Origin of the sequence: Pseudarcicella hirudinis (assembly GCF_900115665.1) — a bacterium.
Lineage (GTDB): Bacteria > Bacteroidota > Bacteroidia > Cytophagales > Spirosomataceae > Pseudarcicella > Pseudarcicella hirudinis.
Window position 1 is genome coordinate 7,583 of the sequence record NZ_FOXH01000016.1, and the last position, 25,267, is coordinate 32,849.

The 25,267-nt window shown below is 40.7% G+C and carries 18 protein-coding genes; 11 read left to right on the plus strand and 7 right to left on the minus strand.

Going from position 1 to position 25,267, the window contains the following annotated elements; all coding sequences use genetic code 11:
• Positions 1-242: 242 nt before the first annotated feature.
• From BM179_RS20960 to BM179_RS20975, 4 genes are all read right to left on the minus strand, one after another.
• Entirely contained in the window at positions 243-1,211 is a 969-nt protein-coding gene (locus BM179_RS20960; RefSeq protein ID WP_143095290.1) for a hypothetical protein, read from the minus strand.
• Between the two features lie 659 nt (positions 1,212-1,870).
• Entirely contained in the window at positions 1,871-5,602 is a 3,732-nt protein-coding gene (locus tag BM179_RS20965; RefSeq protein WP_092019138.1) for a PVC-type heme-binding CxxCH protein, read from the minus strand.
• A gap of 92 nt (positions 5,603-5,694) precedes the next feature.
• A complete protein-coding gene (locus tag BM179_RS20970) occupies positions 5,695-6,819 on the minus strand; it encodes a Gfo/Idh/MocA family protein (protein WP_092019139.1) in 1,125 nt (374 codons plus the stop codon).
• A 66-nt stretch (positions 6,820-6,885) separates the two neighbouring features.
• The gene (locus BM179_RS20975) at positions 6,886-7,734 is read right to left on the minus strand and encodes a sugar phosphate isomerase/epimerase family protein (protein ID WP_092019140.1); all 849 of its coding nucleotides are present in this window, start codon (positions 7,732-7,734) and stop codon (positions 6,886-6,888) included.
• A gap of 156 nt (positions 7,735-7,890) precedes the next feature.
• On the opposite strand from BM179_RS20975, the gene BM179_RS20980 reads away from it, so the two are divergent.
• Positions 7,891-8,778, plus strand: coding sequence for an AraC family transcriptional regulator (locus BM179_RS20980; RefSeq protein ID WP_092019141.1), 888 nt, complete (start codon positions 7,891-7,893; stop codon positions 8,776-8,778).
• Positions 8,779-8,866: 88 nt separating this feature from the next.
• Here the strand turns inward: BM179_RS20980 and BM179_RS20985 are convergent, their stop codons facing one another.
• Positions 8,867-10,102, minus strand: coding sequence for a DUF2264 domain-containing protein (locus BM179_RS20985; protein ID WP_092019142.1), 1,236 nt, complete (start codon positions 10,100-10,102; stop codon positions 8,867-8,869).
• A gap of 67 nt (positions 10,103-10,169) precedes the next feature.
• Complete coding sequence (locus BM179_RS20990) at positions 10,170-10,940, minus strand: SDR family oxidoreductase (protein WP_092019143.1); 771 nt, start codon at positions 10,938-10,940, stop codon at positions 10,170-10,172.
• Positions 10,941-11,554: 614 nt separating this feature from the next.
• Here BM179_RS20990 and rhaT point away from each other — a divergent pair.
• The 10 genes from rhaT (at position 11,555) to BM179_RS21045 (ending at position 24,693) form a co-directional block, all read left to right on the plus strand.
• Positions 11,555-12,622 (plus strand): L-rhamnose/proton symporter RhaT, encoded by a 1,068-nt coding sequence (gene rhaT, locus BM179_RS20995; protein WP_092019144.1) that lies wholly within the window; start codon positions 11,555-11,557, stop codon positions 12,620-12,622.
• Between the two features lie 117 nt (positions 12,623-12,739).
• The gene (locus BM179_RS21000) at positions 12,740-14,893 is read left to right on the plus strand and encodes a bifunctional aldolase/short-chain dehydrogenase (RefSeq protein WP_092019145.1); all 2,154 of its coding nucleotides are present in this window, start codon (positions 12,740-12,742) and stop codon (positions 14,891-14,893) included.
• A gap of 31 nt (positions 14,894-14,924) precedes the next feature.
• Positions 14,925-15,239, plus strand: coding sequence for an L-rhamnose mutarotase (gene rhaM / locus BM179_RS21005; RefSeq protein ID WP_092019146.1), 315 nt, complete (start codon positions 14,925-14,927; stop codon positions 15,237-15,239).
• 83 nt (positions 15,240-15,322) lie between these two features.
• Positions 15,323-16,597 carry a sugar isomerase gene (locus tag BM179_RS21010; RefSeq protein ID WP_092019147.1) on the plus strand — a complete coding sequence of 425 codons (1,275 nt, stop codon included), beginning with the start codon at positions 15,323-15,325 and terminating at the stop codon, positions 16,595-16,597.
• A 254-nt stretch (positions 16,598-16,851) separates the two neighbouring features.
• Entirely contained in the window at positions 16,852-18,249 is a 1,398-nt protein-coding gene (locus tag BM179_RS21020; RefSeq protein WP_092019149.1) for an FGGY-family carbohydrate kinase, read from the plus strand.
• Positions 18,250-18,317: 68 nt separating this feature from the next.
• Positions 18,318-19,055 carry a (Fe-S)-binding protein gene (locus BM179_RS21025; RefSeq protein ID WP_092019150.1) on the plus strand — a complete coding sequence of 246 codons (738 nt, stop codon included), beginning with the start codon at positions 18,318-18,320 and terminating at the stop codon, positions 19,053-19,055.
• 103 nt (positions 19,056-19,158) lie between these two features.
• Complete coding sequence (locus BM179_RS21030) at positions 19,159-20,514, plus strand: lactate utilization protein B (protein ID WP_092019151.1); 1,356 nt, start codon at positions 19,159-19,161, stop codon at positions 20,512-20,514.
• 56 nt (positions 20,515-20,570) lie between these two features.
• A complete protein-coding gene (locus tag BM179_RS21035) occupies positions 20,571-21,152 on the plus strand; it encodes a LutC/YkgG family protein (RefSeq protein WP_092019152.1) in 582 nt (193 codons plus the stop codon).
• 46 nt (positions 21,153-21,198) lie between these two features.
• Entirely contained in the window at positions 21,199-21,837 is a 639-nt protein-coding gene (locus tag BM179_RS21040) for an HAD-IA family hydrolase (RefSeq protein ID WP_092019153.1), read from the plus strand.
• 381 nt (positions 21,838-22,218) lie between these two features.
• Positions 22,219-24,693 (plus strand): T9SS type A sorting domain-containing protein, encoded by a 2,475-nt coding sequence (locus tag BM179_RS21045; RefSeq protein WP_092019154.1) that lies wholly within the window; start codon positions 22,219-22,221, stop codon positions 24,691-24,693.
• A 58-nt stretch (positions 24,694-24,751) separates the two neighbouring features.
• Here BM179_RS21045 and BM179_RS21050 read toward each other — a convergent pair whose 3' ends face one another.
• Positions 24,752-25,180 carry a nuclear transport factor 2 family protein gene (locus BM179_RS21050; protein ID WP_092019155.1) on the minus strand — a complete coding sequence of 143 codons (429 nt, stop codon included), beginning with the start codon at positions 25,178-25,180 and terminating at the stop codon, positions 24,752-24,754.
• Between the last annotated feature and the right edge of the window lie 87 nt (positions 25,181-25,267).

Below are 25,267 nucleotides of genomic sequence, written 5' to 3' on the forward strand. Positions count from 1 at the left end.
TTATGCTCTGATTTGTAACCACATAGGAACATAGAGCACATAGGGATATTAAGTACTTACTCCATAAGCATTAGCACTTTTGGATTTCTAATCTGAAAGAGGGTATATTTCATAAAAAACCCTCAATCAAAGACTGAGGGTTTACATATTCGGGTTAGGGTTGGTTTTACTCTTAACGGCATTTCTTTCCTGACCCCAATTTGATCAGCAGCCAGGTGTGAAGAAAATAACTTACGTAAACACTAGTCTGTTAATACCACAGATCCACCATTTAACACATCTGTAGAACAGCCTGTATCGGTATTTCGGAGGATAAAATTATCGTATGTACCTTTAGTGAAGCCGGTTATTTTTATATTCCCCGAGGCATCAACTATATTGGCAGTCCAAGTCTGCACGATTCCGTTAAAGCTATATTTGATAGCATAACTATTTGCAGCGGTAAGTCCAGATAGTGTAATGGCTCCATCTGTTTTCCAGGTATTTTGAGGATTAGTCTTAACTATGCTGCTTATTGTTGCACAGGAAGAGAGAGCAGTAGTGCCAATCGCTATGGCGGTAACGCCGTTCATCATGGTTCCGCTCAAAGCAGCATTTTCAGTATTTGTACTCGCACCCTCAGTACCCAGAGCTATCCACTGGGTTCCATTCCAGCCCACTAGCCGCAGTTTGTCTGCACTTGCGAAGTCACTCATATTAGGAATGGAAACCGTAACTGTTACACCATTAACAGAACCGCCTTGTGGAAACCAGTCCCACTGGCCGGAAGGGCTTACTGCAGCAATGCCCGACGCCAGGGCTTTAATGCTGTGTGTGGCATTAGGTGGATAATCTGTAGGATCTAGTGTAGTGCTAGGGTCACCGACCATCCATGCAGTGGCTATAGCCATGTTAACAGGAATAGAGCCGCTTGTGGTAAGTGTCCGTAAGTCTGTACCAGAGCCTACCGGAAAGATTAAGCCTTGATTAGCAGCACCAACAATGTGCATTAAGTAGCCGTTTATATTATGGAAATCATCACCATTAATAAACTTCCCACCACCATTTGGACCAGTACCATCGGCAACAAAATACCCTGGCGGATAATTACGAGCCGTGGTCCAAAATGCTTTATCCTGAAGCGATACTGTATAATTATAGGTACTGTAACGACCGTTACCTACATTTTCACCTGGTCCTTGTGCACTGGCACTTGAAACAAGTAGCAGCATAGCCCAACAATAATAAACAGTAATTCGAAACCATTTGAATATTCTCTTTGACATTAGTTTTAACAGTTTAAATAAGCATGAAAAATCAAGTATTATCTTTGCACAACAACGATATGCACTATTCTCAGCTTATCGGATCGTGGAGTTATATAATACTTCTGTTCTAATAGTATGATAATTAATAAATACAATTATACATTTTCTGCTCTATAAAGAGCGTATCCAAAGTATCCTCGTGTGTTACAGAGTACAGAATAAATCAAATATTATTATCACAGTAGAGTCGGGATAAGTGATAATCTTAATCTAAAAAAACACATGTCAATAATTCAGCCAGAAATAATGCAAAAAAGACTAATAGATTAACAAAAAAGACATTTTCGTCTACCCTCTATGTTATGCAGCATAATATAGCTTAAATCAATCGGGGAATCATTGCAACCACATAGGAACATAGGGCACATAGGGATTATGCTCTGATTTGTAACCACATAGGAACATAGAGCACATAGGGGTTCTGCCAGGTGGCCTTAACCACATAGGAACATAGGGCACATAGGGAGATTGCTTGTGTAATTAAGAAGGAAGGAAAGCCGGAACCGGTAATAAAATAAAAAAGCAGACAAATTGCCTGCTTTTTTAGAAAACTCCGTGAAAAACTACTTGTTTAAAACTTTCATAACTCCACTCATTATTCTCCAGTGCCCCGGGAATGTACAAATGAATGGATAATCGCCTGCCTGTGCAGGGGCTGTGAACTTCAGCTTGTATGATTGATTTGGATTTACCAATGGAGTCGCAGCAATTACCTGAGGAATTGAAGGAACATAATTTCTGTCAGCTCCGTCTTTAGCAGTAATCATCTTATCTGCAGCATTTCCAATAATTTCAGTCGATTTAGGTTTGCCGATTACAAGGTTATGCTGCATATTATCCGGATTCTCAAATGTAAGTTCTACCGGTTTTCCTGCAATTACAGTAAACTCTTTTTTGTCATACTGCATGGCTTCATGTACTGACTTGATTTTCACAATCTGCACATTCGGGTCAACTACCTCCTTCTCAGAACTAACCTCCAAAGCCGTCAGTAATTTACCGAATCTCACTTTATTATCCTCCGAAACCGAATTGTTCAATGAAACCAAAAACGCTTTGTCCTGGGCAGTCAATGTTTCTTTCCGCTTTGGATTCCAGCCATCAGAAACGCCTTTTACAATCGCAGATGCATTGCTTTCATCCATATTGCGGCTTTTTTTCAGAAGAGACAATACAGAATCAACCGGAGCAATTGAAGTATAGCTTTTTGTAGCTCTTTCCAGCACATATGTGGTCATTTCCTTCGGCACACTATAAGTGAATTTCTTTACTTTGGAGTTATTGCTTTTATTACTTTCAGCAACAAGATTCTCGCGGTCAACTTCTATTGAGATGCTGTAATTCCCCGGTTTATCTGAGAAAAACCCTAAATTCCCAACCCAGGGGCCATTATTCCCTTTGGTGATTGTGTATGACTCTCCTGCTCCCAGACCGTCCAGTTCTTTACTTACCAGATCAACTTTTTGTCCTGCTCCTTCTATACGGATACTAATCGGAACAATTGTACCTTTTGGTATCGCTGAACCGTTATTAGTCAGCTCAATCGCAATACTTATACCTTCTCTGACAATCGGTGAAGATGGCGTAATTCTGACATCAGTTATTGTAATATCAGGTTTTGCAGAAGCTGCTGCACTTTTCTCCTCAACTTTAGGGGCTGAATGATTCATCGAAGCATGATCATGACTACTCATTCCTTCAGAAGTTGTTTTCGGCTGAACAGAAGATTTTGCCATCAGTTTCTGAATTAATTCTTTGTATAACTTACCATCGTGGCTTGTTACTGCACAGGCAAAGGCATCGGGAAGCCAGCGGTCACTTGTTTCTCTGGATTGTTCCAGAAGGCTCAAAATAGCCGATTCAGAAGCAGACGTTAAAGGCATTTTTGACAATGCCAGCAAACCATTCAGTACCACTAACGACTCTTTATCTTCCAGCACTTTTTCATTCAGGATTGTCTGAACTGAAGCACTGTTCAAAGGCAAAACCTGAACCGCAGTTTTACGAACGCCCGCACAAGGATGTTTCAAAGCTGAAATTACAGCCTTTAATGCACTTTCATCAGATCCGTCTAAAGCACCCAGTCCCTGTAAGGTTCTGATGGCATGAATTGCCGAAGGATTTATACCTGTTTCGTCCAGAGAAGGGTCTTTTACCAACTCGATCAATTGTGGTACAATATCTTTTTGTCCTCTTTCCACTAAAAGTCTTTGTGCATGAGATCTCCAGAACATGTTGTCATTTTTCAAGGCGGCAATCAATTCCTGCGGGCGATCTTTACTCAGACTTAAAGCTTTATACGCTGGTGCTGCTTTATAGCCTACACGATAAATTCTGCCGTGTGTATAATCTCTCAAATCCGTATCGTATGCATTTCCCAGTCCATTATTAAATCCTTTAGGCGTAGGATTATGCTGAATGATAAAACTATACCAGTCTGCAATCCATACCGCACCGTCTGGTCCTACCTCAGCAAAAACCGGAGAAACCCACTCATCTGCCCCTGCCAATAAATTAAAGCCTTCTGAATCCTGATAGTCAGTACCATTTTTCACGATCACATTCTGATGTACAAGGTGTCCGGTTGGTTCACATACAAAAGCTATTTTATTCCAGTATTTTTTCGGGAAAGAACGGGCTGTATAAAAGTTATGTCCTGCTGCGGCCGTAAAGCCTCCGAAAACATCCACCTGACGAATCCGGGGTGTAATCGGCTTCATATCTTTATGCGTATCAATGCTTCGGCTGCCATTTTCAAGTCCGGGTGCTGAATTAAAGTCCTGATTAGGAATCGCCATGTACCAGCCATGAGAATTGTTGGCTGTTGAACCGAATACATCACCTGTTTCATTAAAAGCAAAACCCCAGGTATTATTGGAAGTACCGGTCATGTATTCCAGTCTGGAACCATCTGGTTTAAACCGGTAAAAACCCTGAGAAAATTTCAAAGAATCACTTCCGACTTTTCCTTTAAAACCTGAATATCCGACACATCCCCAGATCCAGTTGTCAAATCCGTAATGTAAATTGGAAGGGCCTGCATGTGTATCAGAAGTACCGAAACCTGTAAAGAGAATTTTCTTAACATCGGCTTTATCATCTCCGTCAGTATCTTTCAGAAAAAGTACATGGGGAGCCTGTGTAACAATCAATCCGCCATTGGCAAAAACCATTCCGGTCGGAATGCTTAATCCTTCTGCATATTTTGAGAATTTATCAGCTTTTCCATCATTATTGGTATCTTCACAAATAAGAATGTAATCACTTCCTCCCTGATCTTTACGTTCATTCGGATAATCCTTTGTAATAAGTACATATAATCTGCCACGCTCATCCCATGACATGGCGATCGGGTGCATTACATTTGGCTCTGCGGCGAATACCGACAGATCAAATTCAACCGGAACCTGAATATGTTTCACCGATTCTTCAGGATTTAAAGCTCCTTGCTGCAATTGCGGACCAGGGCGTTTTTCATAATTCGGAAGTTTTGCCTCTCTGAATGTAAATGGTTCAGGGCTAAGGGCATCGTGAGCTTTTTTCACCTTGTCTCCTACTGCCCAAAGAATACCTTTTTCCAGTAAAGTAATAAAATCTGCATTATTCCAGGTACGGTCATCATGACCATATGCCGTATAGAAAACTCTTCCTTTTCCATAAGATCTTGTCCAGGTATAAGGCTCTGTTTTCTGACCAGGCTTATCTTTTTCCTGATCTGCCTTAATTTCACGAACCATCAACACATTATTATCAGGTTGTAACTGACTGTGGAGATAGGTTTCGTCATAAACTCTTGGCGCTTTTACACCCAGCATAGCCGAATGAGCAGGCTGTGTAATTTCGGCCTGAATCGTATCCATTCTGTGTCTCCAGAACTGTCCCCCAACCATTTTTACAAATTCAGGGGAATTTCTAAAGCAGTATGAAGCACAATGCACCGGGATTAATCCTTTGCCGGAGGCCACAAAATCTGTCAGGGCCTTTTCCTGTGCAGGAGCAATTGTATCCCAGTTGGCATAAATCAATAAGCCGTCGTATTGATTAAGATTGGCAGTGTTCAGGTCTTCCAGCTTGTCTGAATACGTAATATTTATGCCTTTACTTCCCAAAGCAGACATGATAGCAGGGACGCGCTCTGCAGGCTGGTGGTGGCCATTATCCCCTAAAAACAAAATTTCAATTCTGCGGGCTTTTATTGCTTCGGTTTGGGCAGCCGCCGATTGGCCAGGCACTGACCGGTTGGTGCAGGAAATCCAACCCAATACCAATACTACTCCCAAAATTAGTTTTTTCATGAGTTTATATTTAATCTCTTATATCGGTTAATATTCCCGAAAAACACATGTCATTTTCAGAGGTTGAAAATGACATGTATCTGTTCAGGTAATCAGGCATTTTTATAATCAGGCAGACTTAAAATCTTTCCTCCCTGCATAGCAGATTCATGCGCCAGGATTCCGACACTTGTCCAGTTAGCTGATTGCCAGGCGTTCGGAAAAGGTTCGCGGTCTTCTGCAATAGCCGAAACAAACTCATGTGCCAGATGCGGGTGAGAGCCTCCGTGTCCGCTTCCCTGTGTAAAAGAAAGGTGATTGTTTTCACCAAGGTCATAAACACCTTTTGTAGTAAAATCTCTGATTTCTTCCGGTAACAAATGTCCGTAATCAGGCACTTTTACTCTTTCCGGAATCTCATGTTCCGGTTTTTTAGCAGTATGAATAACCGGATCTTCTCCTTCAATTAATGGCCATTCAAATGATTTCTGAGAGCCGTAAACTTCAAAACTTTCACGATACTGACGGGCAACATCAAATAAAGAGCGATACACATACGCACTTAAATCACTGTCTTTAAACTTAATATGGGCACTTTCAATGGCAAAAGGAGAATTATAATGTTCAATCAATTCTTCACGGATGGTTCCCGAACCAAAACAGGAAACATATTCAGCTTCCAGTTTCAATAAAGCCGAAACCGGGCCAACACAGTGGGTAGCATAGTGCATCGGCGGTAAACCCGGCCAATAACCCGGCCATCCGTCCATATCCTGCTGGTGGCTGGCTTTCAGAAACTGAACTTTCCCAAGCTCACCTTTTTCATATAATTCTTTGGCAAACAGAAACTCACGTGCGTACACCACTGTTTCCATCATCATATATTTCTTCCCTGATTCACGGCAAGCTTTTACAATTTCAAGACATTCCTCAATTGTTGTTGCCATCGGAACCGTACAGGCAACATGCTTTCCCGCTCTTAAAGCCTTCAGACTCTGCTCAGCATGATTATGAATCGGAGAATTAATGTGAACTGCATCTATTTCAGGATCAGCCAGTAATTCATCATAATCTGAATAACGTTTTTCAATGTTAAACGCATCTCCGATCTGATTCAGTTTTTCTTCATTTCTCTGACAAATGGCATACATATTTGTCAGAGGATGTCTTTGATAAATAGGAATAAATTCTGCTCCGAAGCCCAGCCCGACGATTGCGATATTCAGTTTCTTTGTCATTGTTACTGTTAAATTTGTTTTTAAATAATATGGTCTGTTTTCAGGAAGACCAGTATTGAATTGAAATTATACTTTTAAGGTTTTCTCCCGGCTGAGCATAGCTTTCATAAATTCAAATCCGTCCTGCATCAGTTGTTCCTCGGAAGTAAACATTTTTCTCCAGATATTAGCGGCAGCCAGTTTAGTACTGAAAGCCTCAATACTTAACCAGCCATCATAATTAATTTCCTCCAGGGCATCGAAAACAGATTCCCAGTTAATATTCCCTTTTCCGGGTGTACTTCTGTCATTTTCTGAAATCTGAACATGAATCAGGTCTTTTGAACAAAGTCTGAGTGCATTTCCCAAATCTTTCTCTTCAATATTTGCATGAAAAGTGTCAAACATTAACCGGCAATTCGGATGATTAACCTCCTCCACAAATCGAACAAGTTCCTCCGCTGAGGTAATGAGATAGCTTTCAAAACGATTGAGATATTCCATTCCGAGGGTAATCTCAAAATCCCGGGCATATTCAGCCAGCTCTCTGATACTTTCAACAGCCCATTTCCATTCCTGTTCTGTAGCAGATTTACCCGAAAAAACACTCAGACCGGAATGATAAGGACCGGTAAGCATCTTTGCTCCCAACACTGAGGCACATTCAATGGCTTTCTTGTTACGTTCGAGGGTCTTTTTTCTCATCTCCGGATCAGGACTGATCTGATTCAGATCCGGCCCGCAGAAAGTTACAGCCACACGATCAAGTCCTAATTCATCCAGCTTTACAGCCCAGGCTTCCCAGCTGGAAGGGTTTACATCAAAAATCGGGACCTCCACCCCGTCAAAACCAATCGCTTTTATCTGTTCCAATACCGGAAATAAAGATTCATCTATATCCGTTCCCCATAACAGGAGATTCATCCCTAACTTCATTTCTTAATTTTTATCGTTCATTGTGTATTTTCACAATGCAATATTATAACAAAAAAGTACTAAAAAATAAGCCTGTTTTTACCACTAATGACTGTATTTTGACCAATTTAAATTAATTTGCGTCTTCTTAAAGCAAAAATTCACTTAACATTCACAATGAAAGCTCTTTTAAAGAAAAACGTTGAAAGTTCTGTATACTCTTTTACGATGACGGAGCTGAATGACCCTTATTTTGACCCAAACTGGCATTTTCACCCGCATTATCAGCTTTTTTCAGTTTTTGAGGGAGAAGGTACCCGCTTTATCGGAGATGACATCAGGCATTTTGAGCCGGGAGATACGGTCTTTTTAGGGCCTAATCTGCCTCATTTGTGGCGGAGCGACAAGAACTATTTTGAAGGAAATAATCAATTGAAAACAAGGGGAATTGTCATTTATTTTACTGAGGATTTTTTAGGAAAAGACTTCTTTGAAAAACCTGAAATGTACAGTCTCAAACAATTACTGGCCAATAGTTTCAGAGGAATGGATATTAAGGGAGAAATGAGAACTTACCTCCGGGAATCCATGCAGAATCTTTTACAGGAAAACGGTTTTGATTGTGTATTAAAACTGCTTGAAATTCTCAATAAGCTCTCGCATTCCAATGATTTTGAATACATTACAAGTTTAGGATACGTAAATACCCATAAAGTTTCAGAAACAGAAAGGATGCAAAAAGTGCATGAATACGTAATGAAACATTTTAAACAGGAAATCCGGTTAAACGAGGTGGCTTCGCTGGCCGGAATGAGTGAGGCGGCATTCTGTCGTTATTTCAAGAACAGAACCAATAAAACATTTTCAGATTTTGTGAGTGGCGTCAGAATCGGACATGCCTGTAAGCTCCTGCTGGCCGACAGAATGACTGTTTTGCAGATTTGCTATGAAAGCGGATTCAATACTGTTTCGAATTTTAACAGACAGTTTAAAACCATTACCGGAAAAACTCCTGTAACTTATCAGAAAGAATATTTGCAGGCCTCCAATAAAATAGAGGTCTAAAGACAGATTTTAATACGGAGTATAAATAAAAAACTCCTTCCTGAATAAACTTACAGGAAAGAGCTTTTTAGAAAATATGTCTGAAAAACTATTTTATAGCATGATCTGCTTTTAAATCGCCTCCCTGCCAAACCTTTTTTGAGGTCCATTCAGCATCAGGAGCAGCCCAGAATTCATCAGTAGATGGTAAACCCAGAGGCAGAAAAGCCGTCGAACATAAATAAAGGCTTCCGGTTGAAATATATCCTTCACCAAGTTGGGGCTGATGTCCGTTCACTCCGATTGTCAGCCAGCCGTTCTGGTCAAAATTTGCTTTACTTTCAGTAGTTTTCTTCAAAACGGCAGTCAGGGCACAGCGTACCTGTGCGGGGCTGATATTAGCAGGCAACTTTTGCTGCAAAGCAATATTGGCCAGGTTTTGGAAAGCACCGGCCCGATAAGTAATTGAGCGGCCTATAATAGGATACGTCCCGTCTGAAGCGATCAGTCTTTCCTGAATTTCAGCATAACGGATCGCTCTGGCCATTATACTTTCATAAGTCTGCTTATATGATTCATCTTTTGTAATCAGTAATTTCAAAATATCCGTAAGATATGGCTGAATTACAAAGCTATTGTAATAATCCCAGTGAAAATCAGGTCCGTCACCATACATCCCGTCGCCTTTGTACCATTGTTCATGTTGAAATATGGCATAATCCAGTCTCACTTTATCATATTCAAAACCATATTTCAGGAAAAACGCTTCAATCATTCCGCTGAAAAGCAACCAGTTATTCCTTCCAGGTTTGATTTTCCTGGAAGAGAGAAATGCTTTATAAACATTGTTTTTCGTCTGCCCGTCACTATTTTCCCATAATTTCGGACAACGGATCAGGCCATGGGCTAAAAAGGAGGCATCCACTAAAGCCTGACCACCCCTGTCAAAATTCATGTAATCTTTCGCCTGAGGATCAGTAGCATTGGAAAGTCCTTTCAAAGCCAGGTCAAAATATTTCTTCCTCAGATCACTTTCCTGTTTATCAAGGTTTTCCGTCAGATTTAACCAGGGAGAAATACCGGAAAGTAACCTGGCAAAACCCTCAAGATGGGTGAAATTTTTACGGTCATCTGTAATAGCTTCAACCGGCATTTTCACTTTTAATTCGTCATTCGCCAACGCTGTAAGCAAAGGCTGAGCCAGCCTGTCAACCATACTCACCCAAATTTTACGGGTATTTCCTTCCGGGGCAGGTGAAGCCGGAGAGCCAGGTGCCGTATTTCCCGAAAAAAATGAGGTCAGACCTGTAGCACCGACCGACTTTAAAAATAATCTTCTATACATGAAAAACAGAAATAATAATCAAAATGAGCAATATTAAAACAGATAACTCTTCAGATAAAATCCTGAATTACCTTCCCATCCAGCCACCATCTACCGTAATAATCGTTCCGTTTACATACTTTGAGGCATCTGATGCCAGAAAAATCGTTGCTCCTTTCATATCCTCTGCTTCCCCCCATCTTCCGGCCGGAATTCTGCTGAGGATAGACTGACTTCTTTCAGTGTCATTTCTTAATGCTTCGGTATTATCGGTTGAAATATAACCCGGAGCAATGGCATTTACATTGATATTTTTCGAAGCCCATTCGTTGGCCAATGCTTTCACAAGACTTCCCAATGCTCCTTTACTTGCAGAATAACCCGGCACATTCACACCACCCTGAAAAGTAAGTAATGAGGCAGTAAAAATGATTTTTCCTCCGCCATTTTCAATCATGGATTTACCAAATTCACGACTCAATACAAACTGTGCATTCAGATTTACTTCAATCACCTGATCCCAGTATTCATCCGGATGTTCGGCAGCAGGTTTTCTCATAATTGTTCCGGCATTGCAGATCAGAATATCAATCTTCGGAAAATCAGCTTTTACCTTTTCAATAAAAGCATACACTTCAGGTCTTTTTCCAAAATCGGCCTGATAGGCTTTAAACGAACGACCTAAGGCTTTTACTTCCTTTTCTACTTCACTATCCTGTAATTCAAGTGAGGCAGAAACGCCGATAATATCTGCACCACTTTCGGCAAGAGCCATTGCCATAGCTTTTCCGATACCTCTTTTACAACCTGTTACCAAAGCAATTTTCCCGGTAAGATCAAATGATTTTAGTATTGACATAATATTTTAAAAGTACAATTTTATTTTTCTATGAAACAGGAGATAATTATGCGGTTAACTCTCTCTTTCGGTAATAGTAAGCAGGAAATAAAAGATTTCAGCTAAAACCCCGGAATAATTTTACGCAAACGTTGTCGGTAACGCTTGCATTTTCAAGAGTACAAACAAATGCCTTCAGAAGTCCTTCGGAAAATGTCTATTGCCGGATTTGGAGTCAATCCCGGAAATTTCATATTATCTCAGTCCGTTTCCTGAAATCCGGGTAGAATTAATATATTTCGGCTTTTATATTTAATACTATTCAGCCTATCGCTTCACATAAATTTTTCATGAAGATTTGATAATATTAAAACCTCTGTAGCAGCGGAATTAAAAATTATCTTAATACATTTCAACCTTCAAAACAAATGTCTAATCCACTGTCTTACAAACCCTTAAATATTACTAAAACAAATGATCATCCAGATTAAAAATCCTTGTTGAAATGTTTATACTACTCCTGATTACAAACTAGCATGATGGTGCATGACGGTAATCCTAAGTCGTAAAAGTAACTTTGTAGTGCAATTAAATATAATTCAAATACAATTACATATCTCAAACTCAAAATTTAGATGCAGGTACTTTTCGGTGTAATTTATCATTTTATCGGTGGCTTTGCTTCCGGAAGTTTTTACATTCCTTTCAAAAAAGTAAAAGACTGGTCCTGGGAAAGCTACTGGATTGTCGGCGGGATTTTTTCATGGCTTATTGTTCCCTTTGTCGCCGCCTTTCTTACGATACCGGACTTCATGGAAATTATAAAAGCAACCGATACATCTATTCTTTTCTGGACTTATATTTTGGGAGTACTTTGGGGGATCGGAGGGCTTACCTTTGGTTTATCAATGCGCTATCTGGGAATGTCACTGGGCATGTCAATTGTATTAGGATTCTGTTCGGCTTTCGGTGCCCTGATTCCACCGATTTACCGGGATTTTTTCGGAGATGGTACAAAAGGTACTTTTTCAGGAATGCTTCAAACCAGCGGAGGACAGGTTGTTTTACTGGGTGTGGCGGTATGTCTGCTGGGAATTTTTCTTTGTGGAAAAGCAGGAACGATGAAAGAAGGGGATTTATCCGAAGAGGAAAAAACAGCAAGTATTGCGGAATTTGACCTTTGGAAAGGTCTGGCCGTGGCAATTACTTCCGGGGTTTTGAGTGCCTGTTTCAATTTTGGCATCGAAGCTGGAAAATCTATGGCTGTTGTTGCAGTGGAAAAGGGATGTAATCCACTCTTTCAGAATAATGTGATTTTCATCGTAATTCTCTGGGGAGGCCTTACTACCAACTTTATCTGGTGTATGATTTTGAATACAAGAAATAAAACTTTCGGTGATTACACCAACAAAAAAGCTCCCCTAAAAAGCAATTACCTTTTCTCAGCTATTGCCGGAACGACCTGGTTCTTACAGTTTTTCTTTTATGGCATGGGTGAAAGTAAATTAGGAAACGGAGCCAGTTCATGGATTTTACACATGGCTTGTATAATCATCATCTCTAATTTATGGGGAATTTATTTCAACGAATGGAAAGGCGTTTCTGCCAAAACTTTCCGAACCATTATTTTTGGAATTATTGTGGTTATTCTGTCTGTTTTCATCGTTGGTTATGGCAATTATCTGTCAACAGGAAGCTTATAAACAGACAGAAAATACCGAAAACTGATTACGGATACTGGTTTCGATCAGGTCATCAATTCATACAGAGCATAGAATATTATAAGGAACAATTTTGATACGTTAAATCTTCCAATTAAAATGTCGGAAATTACAAAACAATCAACCGGAGCGACCTTTCGCAATGTTAGCTACCTATGGGATGAGACGAAAGCAGCTGAATTGGCTGGCGACGAAGTAGCACTTTTCATTTATCGCTCTAATTTATTGGGAGCGGATCTTCGTCTGACTAATTACGGTGGTGGAAACACTTCTGTGAAAATAACCGATAAAGACCCTCTTACCGGACTTGAAACAGAAGTAATGTGGATCAAAGGTTCCGGAGGAGATATCGGAACGTTAAAGAAATCAGGTTGTGCGGCACTTTATCTTGATCGTTTACACAGTCTTGAAAATGTGTACAGAGGTATTGAATTTGAGGATGAAATGGTAGAGCTTTTCAACCATTGTATTTTTGATCTTGCTTCAAAGGCCCCTTCAATTGATACGCCTTTGCATGGTTTTCTGCCATTCAAACATATAGACCACCTGCATCCGGATGCTGCGATTGCCATTGCCGCAGCGAAAGACGGGAAACAAATTACTGAAGATTTGTTTCAGGGAGAAATTGGCTGGGTAGGCTGGCAGCGTCCCGGGTTCGACCTGGGTCTGCAATTACGTGATTGCCTGGAAGAAGCTGCTTCACGGGGTATCAGACTGAAAGGAATTATGTTGGGTTCTCATGGTCTGTTTACCTGGGGTGACACTTCTTATGAAAGTTATATCAATACCCTCGAAGTAATTGAAAAATGTGCGGATTATCTTGAAGCCCATTATGGCAAAAAAGGTCCGGTTTTCGGAGGAACAAATACAGCAATCCCTGTGTTGGAAGCTGAACTTCGCAGGAAACAGGCGGCAAAGGTCGCTCCTATTCTGAGGGGTTTTTGTTCATCTTACCAAAAAATGATCGGCCATTTTACCGATGATGTGCGTGTTCTTGAGTTTATTAATTCGAATGATTTAAGTAAACTTGCTCCGTTGGGAACTTCCTGTCCTGACCACTTCCTGAGGACTAAAATTTCTCCTTTGGTTCTTGAACTAAGTCCGGAAGAGGATCTTTCAGATGTAAAAGCCATTCAGGCAAGATTGCAGCCTGGTTTTGAATCGTACCGTCAGATGTATTCTGATTATTACAATTCGTGTAAACATGATAATTCTCCGGCAATGCGTGACCCGAATCCCGTGGTAATTCTTTATCCGGGCGTTGGGATGTTTACTTTTTCTAAAGATAAAACCACGGCCAGATTAGCTTCTGAATACTATATCAATGCAGTGAATGTAATGAAAGGAGCTGAAGCCATTTCAGAATATACCTCATTACCTCGTCAGGAAGCCTTTAATATTGAATACTGGCTTTTGGAAGAAGCTAAATTACAGAGAATGCCAAAGCCAAAAGCACTTTCAGGCCGTGTCGCTTTGATTACAGGCAGTGCGGGAGGAATTGGAAAAGCAATTGCTAAAAGATTTGCAGAAGAAGGTGCCTGTGTGGTCATAAATGATATCAACCTGGAGCGTTTGGAAGGAGCAAAAGCAGAATTTCAGGCTAAATTCGGAAGAGATGCGGCAGCTTCGGTTTTATTGGATGTTACCAGTGCTGAATCAATTGTAATGGCTTTGGAAGGGGCTGCTTTAGCTTTCGGAGGGGTTGACATTATCGTTAACAACGCAGGAATCAGTATCTCAAAATCCATCGCAGAACATTCTATCGAAGAATGGGACAGATTGTATGATATTCTGGTGAAAGGCCAGTTTCTCGTTTCAAAAGAAGGAATTAATATCATGAGAAAACAAGGTTTCGGAGGTGATATTGTAAACATCGTTTCAAAAAATGCAGTGGTTGCAGGTCCGAATAACCCTGGCTATGGTTCAGCTAAAGCAGCCCAGGCTCATCTGACCCGATTAATGGCAGCAGAACTTGGTGCAGATAAAATCAGGGTAAATACTGTCAATCCTGATGCCGTAATCTCTGACTCAAATATCTGGGCCGGAGGCTGGGCTGAAGGTCGTGCCAAAGCTTATGGAATCACCGTAGAAGAGTTGCCTGCTTACTACGCAAAAAGAACATTACTGAATGAGATTATCCTTCCGGATGACATCGCCAATGCTTGTTTTGCTTTTGTGGGTGGTTTATTGAACAAATCAACCGGAAATGCACTGAATGTAGATGGCGGAGTAGCAATGGGCTTTTACCGATAATTAAATGTATCTTCTTCTTTTCTGAAAAACCATGAAAAAAGCAGCTTTTAAAATGCAGTTACATCGTGACCAGGCGGCGGAATACCAACGCCGTCACGATGAGATCTGGGAAGAACTGACAGCCTTGCTGAAAAGTATCGGAGTGGAAGATTATTCTATATTTCTGGATGAAGAAACCTACGCACTGTTCGGCGTATTGAAAATTGAAAATCCGGAACGCCTCGATGAACTGCCGGCACATCCGGTAATGCAGCGATGGTGGAAATACATGGGAGATATTATGGATGCTAATCCTGACCATTCTCCGGTAAGCACTCCTTTGAAAGAAGTTTTCTATCTGGCATAATTTCCGGTAAATCAATTATTTCCGGCTTTCGTTTCATGAAACCACTTAATAAAAACGAAAATTGAATCTTAAAGACCAAAAACATGCAGCTCGAAAAATATAAAATTGATGCCCATAATAACGATTTGTTATCAGCTCATCAGCGTAAACTGGCATTCATTTCCTCTGAAATTGAAAATTCAGAAGCAATTATTCAAAAGTTGGTAAATTTTCAGATTGCGATTCCTTCCTGGGCTCTGGGTACAGGAGGCACGCGTTTTGGTCGCTTCTCAGGTGGCGGCGAACCCCGCTCTCTTGAAGAAAAAATTGAAGATGTCGGCTTATTACATGCACTGAATAATTCAAGCGGAGCTATTTCTCTGCATATTCCCTGGGACATTCCCCAAAACCCTCAGGCAATCAAAGTACTGGCCGCACAGCATGGATTAAGATTTGATGCGGTAAATTCCAATACCTTTCAGGATCAGCCCGGTCAGGAAAAAACTTACAAATTCGGCTCTTTGCAGAATGTGAATAGAGACATTCGTAAACAGGCTATCGAACATAATATTGAGGTAATCAAACACGGCATCGAACTCGGCTCAGACTCGCTGACCATCTGGTTATCGGACGGTTCTTGTTTTCCGGGACAATTAAATTTCAGAAAAGCTTATCAGAATACTCTCGAAAGTCTGGAGGAAATTTATGCTGCCATTCCTGATAACTGGAAATTATTCCTTGAATACAAGGCTTTTGAACCAAATTTCTATTCAACTACTGTCGGTGACTGGGGACAATCTTATTCTTATGTCAAGAAACTGGGAGATAAGGCTTTCACGCTGGTTGACCTCGGACATCATTTGCCGAATGCCAACATTGAGCAAATTGTTGCTTTATTGCTGATGGAAGGTAAATTAGGTGGTTTCCACTTCAACGATTCCAAATACGGAGATGACGATCTAACGGCAGGAGCCATCAAACCATACCAGTTATTCCTGATTTTCAATGAATTGGTAGATGGAATGGATGCCAGAGGAATGGATCATACCAAAGATCTGGGCTGGATGATTGATGCCTCACATAACGTCAAAGATCCTCTTGAAGATCTTTTGCAGTCGGTGGAAGCAATTATGATGTCATATGCACAGGCTCTTTCGGTTGACCGTATTGCCTTGAATAAAGCACAGGACGAGAATGATGTAGTGGCAGCACAGGAGATTTTACAGAATGCCTTCAGAACAGATGTGCGGCCTTTGGTAGCTGAAGCACGTTTGAGAGCAGGTGCGGCACTCAATCCGGTTGCCTTGTACAGAAACCTGAAAGTACGTGAAAACCTGATTAACGAAAGAGGTGCGAAAGCAGTTTCAACAGGACTTTAAAAACAACCTGTTCAGTCAGACCTGAATACAACATTGTCATTCTTTTATCAGTCAGAATACAGAGCATTTCATCAATTTCTCTCAACCAAAACTGTTGCAAAACATCCGTTTTGTTGTTGAAATTTGATAAAATGCTCTTTGTTTTAGGAAAGATGCCTGTTTTTTTTGAGTACAAAATCATAAATATTTCTCTTACTATTGAAAGTATTTCAGGGAAAGAGAGATTTTCATTCCAAAAAATTACCTGAAAACTTGTGAAAACATCGGTTTGTGCCATATTTGACATCGGGAAAACAAATAAAAAGTTGTTTCTTTTTGATGAACAATATAAAATTGTTCTGGAAAAATCAACTCAGTTTACAGAAACAGCAGATGAAGACGGAGATCCATGCGAGGACCTTAATTTATTGTCTGACTGGCTTTTAACCTCTCTTGAAGAAGTACTGACATTAACTGAATTTGACATAAAAGGGATTAATTTCTCAACCTACGGTGCTAGTTTCGTACATCTGGATGCAAATGGCAAAAGCATTGCTCCTTTGTATAATTACCTGAAACCTTATCCGGAAGAGCTTAAAAAGCAGTTTTATGAGAATTACGGCGGAGAAAAACAGTTTTCAAAACTTACCGCCTCCCCAGTTCTGGGCAGTTTAAATTCAGGGATGATTTTATACAGGCTCAAACATGAAAAACCGGAATTATTCAGGCAAATAAAGTATTCGTTACATTTGCCGCAATTCGTCAGTTTTCTGGTCACAAATCAATATTACTCAGATCTGACAAGTATTGGCTGCCATACCAATCTTTGGAATTTTGAAGAAAATTCCTATCATTTCTGGGTTCATAATGAAGGCATTGATGAAAAACTGGCACCTCTGTTTCCGGCAGATTCAGTAATCGAAAGAGAAGTTAAGGAACAAATCCGTAAAGTCGGAATTGGTTTACACGACAGTTCTGCTGCTTTAATTCCATATTTAAGCAGTTTTCACGAGCCGTTTATTCTTATTTCAACAGGAACATGGTGTATCAGTCTGAACCCTTTCAATCATAATCCTATTTCAAGTGAGGAATTGCAGTATGATTGTTTGTGTTACATGCACTTTCAGGGAAAACCAGTTAAAGCATCCAGGCTTTTTGCCGGGTATGAACATGAATTACAGACTAAACGTTTGTCGGAATTTTTCGGCAAAGAACAGGATTATTACAAACAGATCGGTTATGATGCGGCTATCATTCAGAAGCTGCATGCTTCCGCTGAAAATCCGGCCGGAGAATATGAGAACCTGAGAAAGCCACCGATGCAGGAATCATTGTTCGGGCACAGAGAGCTATCCGCTTTTGAAAATTATGAGGAAGCCTATCACCGGTTAATCCTGGATATAATTGCCCAGCAACTGATCTCTACCGAGCTTGTACTAAATAACTCTCCGGTAAAAAGAATTTTTGTGGATGGAGGTTTTGGCAAAAATCCGATTTATATGAATCTTCTGGCAGCGGCTTTTCCGGGAATTGAAGTATTTGCAGCAAGCGTTGCACAGGCAACTTCTCTGGGAGCAGCACTTGCCATTCATAAAGATTGGAACAGCCGCTCTCTTCCGGGTGATCTGATAGACCTGAGACATTATTCGGTAACGCAGTCCCTGTTTTTATAAAGGACCTGCATATTTTATTATTATTTTAACGCAATTTCAGGTTCAAACCTGAAGATCTGTACAGCGCAATGAAAGTAGGGTTGTTTATTCCATGTTATGTTGACCAGTTTTATCCGCAGGTAGGTATCGCTTCACTTCAGCTGCTGGAGAAATTAGGCGTAGAAGTAGGTTTTCCACTCAATCAGACCTGCTGCGGCCAGCCAATGGCAAACTCAGGTTTTGAGCATCTCACCGGAGGTTGTAACGAAAATTTTATTGACAATTTTGCCGGTTTCGACTATATCGTTTGCCCTTCAGGAAGCTGTACGCTTCATATTAAAGAACATTTGCATTCAGAACAGTATGAAACTCAGGCAGGACAGATTCGTAAAAAAGTCTATGAACTGGTTGAGTTTATCACTGATGTACTGAAAATAGAAAGCCTTCCTGCCAGATTTCCCCACAAAGTCGGGGTTCATCAAAGCTGTCATGGACAAAGAGGACTGAAACTCTCCCAGATGTCGGAACTGAATGCACCGGGCTTTTCAAAACCAGGTTATTTACTGAATATGGTGGAAGGCCTGGAACTGATTGAGCTTGACCGGAAAGATGAATGCTGCGGTTTTGGCGGAACATTTTGTGTGGCAGAAGAAGCGATCTCAGTAAAAATGGGAAAAGACCGGATTACTGACCATACCAAAAACGGCGCAGAATACATAACCGGAGGTGATATGTCCTGTCTGATGCATCTTGAGGGAATTTTGAAAAGACAAAACAGTAAAATCAAAGCAGTGCATATTGCTGAAATATTGAATAGCACCAATTAGATCAGAGGCAAGATTTTTAGACAAAAGAAGAAAGATAAAAGACTTTATTTTAAATACTATAAAAAGCCGGTAGCTGATCGCCGAAAGCCTACGGCCAAAAACTATGAAACATTCCGAACTCTCTGTTACTTTCAATAAAGACGAAGATCGTGTAGACTGGCATGACCAGACATTGTGGTGGGTTCGTCAGAAAAGAGATAAGGCAGCGTTTCAACTGCCTGAATGGGAATTACTCAGAGAAACAGCTTCTCAGATCAAACATAATGTGTTAGGCAATTTGCACGATTATTTAGTTCAATTTGAGGCAAATGCACTGAAAAACGGTATTACGGTACACTGGGCTGCTGATGCAGATGAACACAATCGTATTGTTCATAATATTCTGAGTAAACATGGCGTTCAGAAAATGGTTAAAAGCAAATCCATGCTTACCGAAGAGTGCCATTTGAATGACTACCTTGCTGAAAACGGCATCGAGGTAATTGATACGGATTTAGGAGAAAGAATTGTGCAGCTCAGAGAAGAACCGCCAAGTCATATTGTGCTACCTGCCATCCACCTGAAAAAAGAAGATGTTGGTGAAACTTTTCATGTTCATCTGGGTACCGAAAAGGGTAACAAAGATCCTGTTTACCTTACCGCTGCGGCCCGTGAACACCTGCGTGAGAAATTCCTGACCCGTAAAGCTGCACTCACCGGCGTAAATTTCGCTATTGCAGAAACAGGTGAATTTGTGGTATGTACCAATGAGGGGAATGCCGATATGGGTGCTCACCTGGCAGATGTCCACATTGCCTGTATGGGTTTTGAGAAAATAATACCTAAAAGAGAACATTTAGGTGTCTTTCTGAGGTTACTGGCCAGAAGTGCAACAGGTCAGCCGATTACAACTTATTCAAGTCATTTCAAAAAGCCGAGAGAAGGTCAGGAAATGCATATCGTAATCGTTGATAACGGCCGTTCTACCCAGTTAGGCAGAGAAGATTTCAGAAATTCACTGAAGTGTATCCGTTGCGGAGCCTGTATGAATACCTGCCCGGTATATCGCAGAAGTGGCGGACATAGTTATCATAATGCCGTAGCCGGACCAATCGGATCCATCCTGGCACCAAATCTGGACATGTCCAAAAACGCAGATTTACCTTTTGCTTCCACTTTATGCGGTTCGTGTACCAATGTCTGTCCGGTGAAAATTGATATTCACGATCAGCTTTATAAATGGCGTCAGGTACTGGTAAAAGAAGGTCATGCCGATCCGGTAAAAAAGCTGGGCATGCAGGCCATGACTTTTACCCTTTCCCACCCGAAAGTGTATCAGAATGGTGGAAAAATCGGAAGATGGTTTATGAAAAATACCCCTTTTCTGGTGAATAACTCTCTTAACCCCTGGTATAAACAAAGAGATATGCCGGAACCTCCCAAAGAGAGTTTCAGAGAATGGTATCTGAAAAACAGATAAGTTTAAAATGGCCTGACATTCAGGAACTTTAACCTTCCAGAGATAGTACAAACACAATGAGCAGAGAAAATATACTTGCCGGCATCAAAAAAAATCAACCGGAAAACCGGGTACTTCCGGTTTTAACGGGTTTGAATCAGAGTACCTATAATCCTTTGGAACAGTTCAAAACAGTTCTGCAAGGCATTGGCGGAGAAGCAATTGAGGTCGGAAATTACCAGGAAATTAAAGATATTATTGCCAAAAACTATCAATCCTCTGACCGGATCATTACTACCCTTCCTGACTTTGGCGATATAGCAGAAAATAACTGGCAGACAGAGGATCCGCATACGTTGGAAAATGTAGAGCTTTGCATTATCCGGGCGCACTTTGGGGTGGCCGAAAATTCAGCTTTATGGGTAACAGAAGACATTCTGGGTCTGCGGGTTGCCCCTTTTATCTGCCAGAATTTAGCCGTAATTATTCCCAAAAATGAAATAGAACCGACTATGCACGAAGCTTACAAACGGATTGCCATGGCGGAATATGGTTTCGGTACCTTTATTGCGGGTCCTTCTAAAACCGCTGACATCGAACAGTCTCTCGTTCTGGGAGCTCATGGTTCTAAATCAATGGTGGTCTTTTTGGTTGGATAAGGAGAAATGAATATTTTTGCGAAATATTCATTTTCTAATCCTAATCATGATAAAATATATTGCATTTGATTTTGACGGCACTCTTGTCGATTCAAAAGAGGTATTTCTTGATATTTTTAATCAGATTGCCGAAAAACGGGGTTTTCAAAAACTCAATGCCGGAAACATCGAACACCTCAGAACACTCTCAATTACCGAACGCTGTAATTTCCTGAAAGTCCCGCTTTACAAAGTTCCGTTTATTGCCATTGAATTTCTGAAAGATTACAAAAAATCAATCGACAGGCTTGTTTTAATTGATGGCATCAGGGAAGTACTGGAACAACTTCATAATCAAGGGTTTGAACTTGTCATTATTTCAAGTAATTCAGAGAAAAATATCAGGACATTCCTGAATCTGCAAGGTATAAGCTGTATCAGACAGATTTTCTGCTCTTCCAATATTTTCGGAAAAGAATCACTGATTCGTAAATTCCTCAAAAGTTCAGGCCTGAATACCTCTGAGGTGATTTATGCAGGTGATGAAGTCAGAGATATTGAGGCTTGCCGCAAAGCAGGTATTCCTGTTATCTGGGTGAATTGGGGTTATGACCTCCGGGAGATTGCAGAACCGCATAAACCTGATTTCATAGCAGAAAAACCCTCGGATATCGTTCAGATTATTTCATCAAAACTTCCTTCCTGAAACCTCTTTTCATGAAAAAAAGCTGGCAGAAATTTAGCCAGCTTTTCCAAAATCGAATTTACCCAAAATTAGAATTGAAACTTTACGTTTCATTTACTCTAAAAGAGTTTTTAAAGTAAAACATACTCCATCTGATTTTCTGCTAAAATCAGGATAAAGTATTTTTGTCGTTTACTCTAAACCACAATTTCCTCATTTTCAACATTATTTCCTTGCTTTTTCTCATAATTTTTAAAAATCAGGGGAAACCCTTGATTTACAAATTACAGACTTACCCTGAAATAAATATTGTATAATAAAGTAAAATTTGTACTATATCCATATACCTGTCAGTAAAAGCAGGTATAAACCTCACATTTTTTACTTAACTATACAATTGCTATGAAAATTAATTACACCAGAAACAGTTTCATTTCTACGTCAAAACTACTCCTGAGATTTGGCAGATTTTTTTGTTTAAGCGTGGCCGTCTGCCTGCTCTCAACCGAACCATCCTCTGCACAAAGCAGTACGGCATATACCTGGAAAAACGTGCAGATATCCGGTGGAGGATTTGTTTCAGGCATAGTTTACAGTCCGGCTCAGCAAAACCTGATTTATGCCAGAACTGATGTAGGAGGAGCATATCGATGGAATTCCTCAAACAGTACCTGGACGCCACTTTCAGATTTTATTGGTAGTTCTGCCTCAAACGACATGGGAGTACTAAGCATTGCAGCCGACCCGAATGATGCCAACAGGATTTATATGGCAACCGGAATGTATACTCAATCCTGGGCCGGAACCGGAGCCGTTTATGCTTCAACAGATAAGGGTACAACCTGGACCAGAAGCAGTCTGAGTATAAAACTAGGCGGTAATGAAGACGGACGATCAACCGGGGAACGCTTACAGGTCGATCCGAACCTGGGAAGTGTATTATTTCTGGGTTCAAGTACTGATGGTCTCTGGAAAAGCACTAATTATGGATCAACCTGGTCAAAGGTTACCAGCTTTCCCGTTTCAACCTCTGCAATAGGTTCCGGTGGAATTGCCTTTGTTCAATTCGACAAAACCAGCAGTTCATCCGGCACAGCTACCAAAACTATTTATGCAGGGGTCTTACAATCAGGCACAAATCTTTATAAAAGTACTGACGGAGGAACAACATGGGCCGCCGTTTCAGGACAGCCTTCCGGTAATATGCCACATCATGCCGCTCTGCTGAATAATACCATGTATATTACCTATTCCAATGGCCCCGGTCCAAACAGTGTCACCGCCGGAGCATTCTGGAAACTCAATACTTCCACCAATCAATGGACGCAGTTAAACCCGCCTTCCGGACAAGGTGGTTATGCAGGTGTCTCCGTTGCTTCCAATAATGCCAATATTGTAGTGGTCAGTACGATGGACAGATGGTATCCTAAAGACGAAATCTACAGAAGCACAGATGGAGGAAACACCTGGACAGCACTTCTGACCGGAGCAACATACAGCCATACATTAGCACCATATGCGGCAAGTTCAACCCCACATTGGATCGGAGATGTAGATATTGACCCTTTTAATGCAAACAGTGCCTGGTTTATCACAGGTTATGGTGTATATAATTCCGGTAATATTACTGCTTCGCCGGTTACCTGGTCTTTTCTCAATAAAGGATTGGAAGAAACAGTTCCGTTAGGATTAATCAGTCCTGGTTCAGGAGCTCCTTTACTGAGTGCAATCGGTGATATTGATGGATTCAGACATGACAATCTCGACGCATCGCCGACAGCCGGAAGATTAGCCCCTCTTTATGGCACAAATACCAGCATTGATTTTGCAGAAAATACACCCGCTTTCATGGCCAGAACATTTAATAATTCTTCAGGAAATTACGGAGCCTATTCAACAAACGGAGGTACAAACTGGACAGCTTTTGCTACCTTTCCGACAGGAACTACGGGAGGAGGAAATATTGCCGTGGCCGCAAATGCAGGAAGAATAGTCTGGTGTCCGCAAGGAGCCTCTTCAGCTTATTATTCCACCAATAACGGAAATAGCTGGACAAGCTCATCCGGATTGCCTGCAGGGCTTAAACCAGTAGCAGACCGGGTAAATTCCAATAAATTTTATGCCTATGATTCAGCTAACGGAAAAATTTACGGAAGTACTGATGGCGGAGCAACTTTCTCCGTAAAATCTTCCGGTTTACCGACTGTTCCAAGTTATCAGTCAGGTGATGCTAATTTAAGAGCTGTTTTCGGAATTGAAGGCGAAATATGGATGACCTCACCGGGTGCATTTTACAAATCAGTAAATTCCGGGGTTAGCTATACTCAGGTGACTTCTGTTAATAATGTTTCAAAAGTTGGCTTTGGGAAAGCAGCCGTCGGACAGACTCATCCCGCTATTTACATTGTTGGAAATGTTAACAATACCTATGGTTTTTACCGTTCAACCGACTCCGGAGCAAGCTGGACCAGAATCAATGATGCCACTCATCAATTTGGCAGTATTAACGATATTATCGGCGATCCCAGAACTTATTCAAGAGTTTATCTGGCAACCGGAGGAAGAGGTATTTTGTATGGTACATCTACTTCAGGAGCAAGACTGGGAGAAGAAGATAAGGAATTTACGGCTGAGCAAAGTATCATCATTGCTCCGAATCCAAATAAAGGAGTTTTCAGCATAGAATTGCCGGGGTTCAACCCCAATATCGATGTGCAAATCAGTATTTCAGATTTAACCGGAAAAAATGTTCATTTGCAGATGTTGCCTTATACGCCGAAAATACAGGTAAATGCTTCTTTAACTGCCGGTTTGTACCTGGTTCAGGTATCAAACGGAATTAATACCGCAGTTAAAAAAGTGATTATTTCGGAGTAAAATTAGAAAGGCTGGCAGAAAATCTGCCAGCCTTTCTGCAATCAAATTTACCCAAAAATTAGATCTTTACAGCCTGACGGGCCAATAACTTCCATTGACCTTTTTCTTTCATCCAAACTGTCAGAATAGCAAGCTTTACAGTTCCGGAAACGCCTTTATCAAAAGTTTCACCAGCAAATTTATGTCTTACTATTGCGGTAGAACCAACTACCTGAATGGTTTGTTCAGAAATTTCGATTGATTTAAAATCAGATTTTCCTGTAACAAATGTATCTACAAAAGACGCTTTGTCTTCAACTTTTCCGCCTGAGTGCCCGTAAGTTAAAAGATCTGAAGCCAGGTTTTCCAAAACAGCTTTATCAGGATCAATCATTGTTTTTCTTAAGGTCTCTACTGCTTCTGCAACGCTCTTCTCGTCTTTACTTTGTCCGTTACCTGTCATATTTAAAAATGTTAAACCAAGGATTATTAAAAGGATTTTTTTCATAATTTATTATTTATTTAAGGTTCTAAACAAAAAACTGGTCTTTTATCTTTCAGGAAATCTTTTAAAAGCCTGTGTTTTTCAGCATAG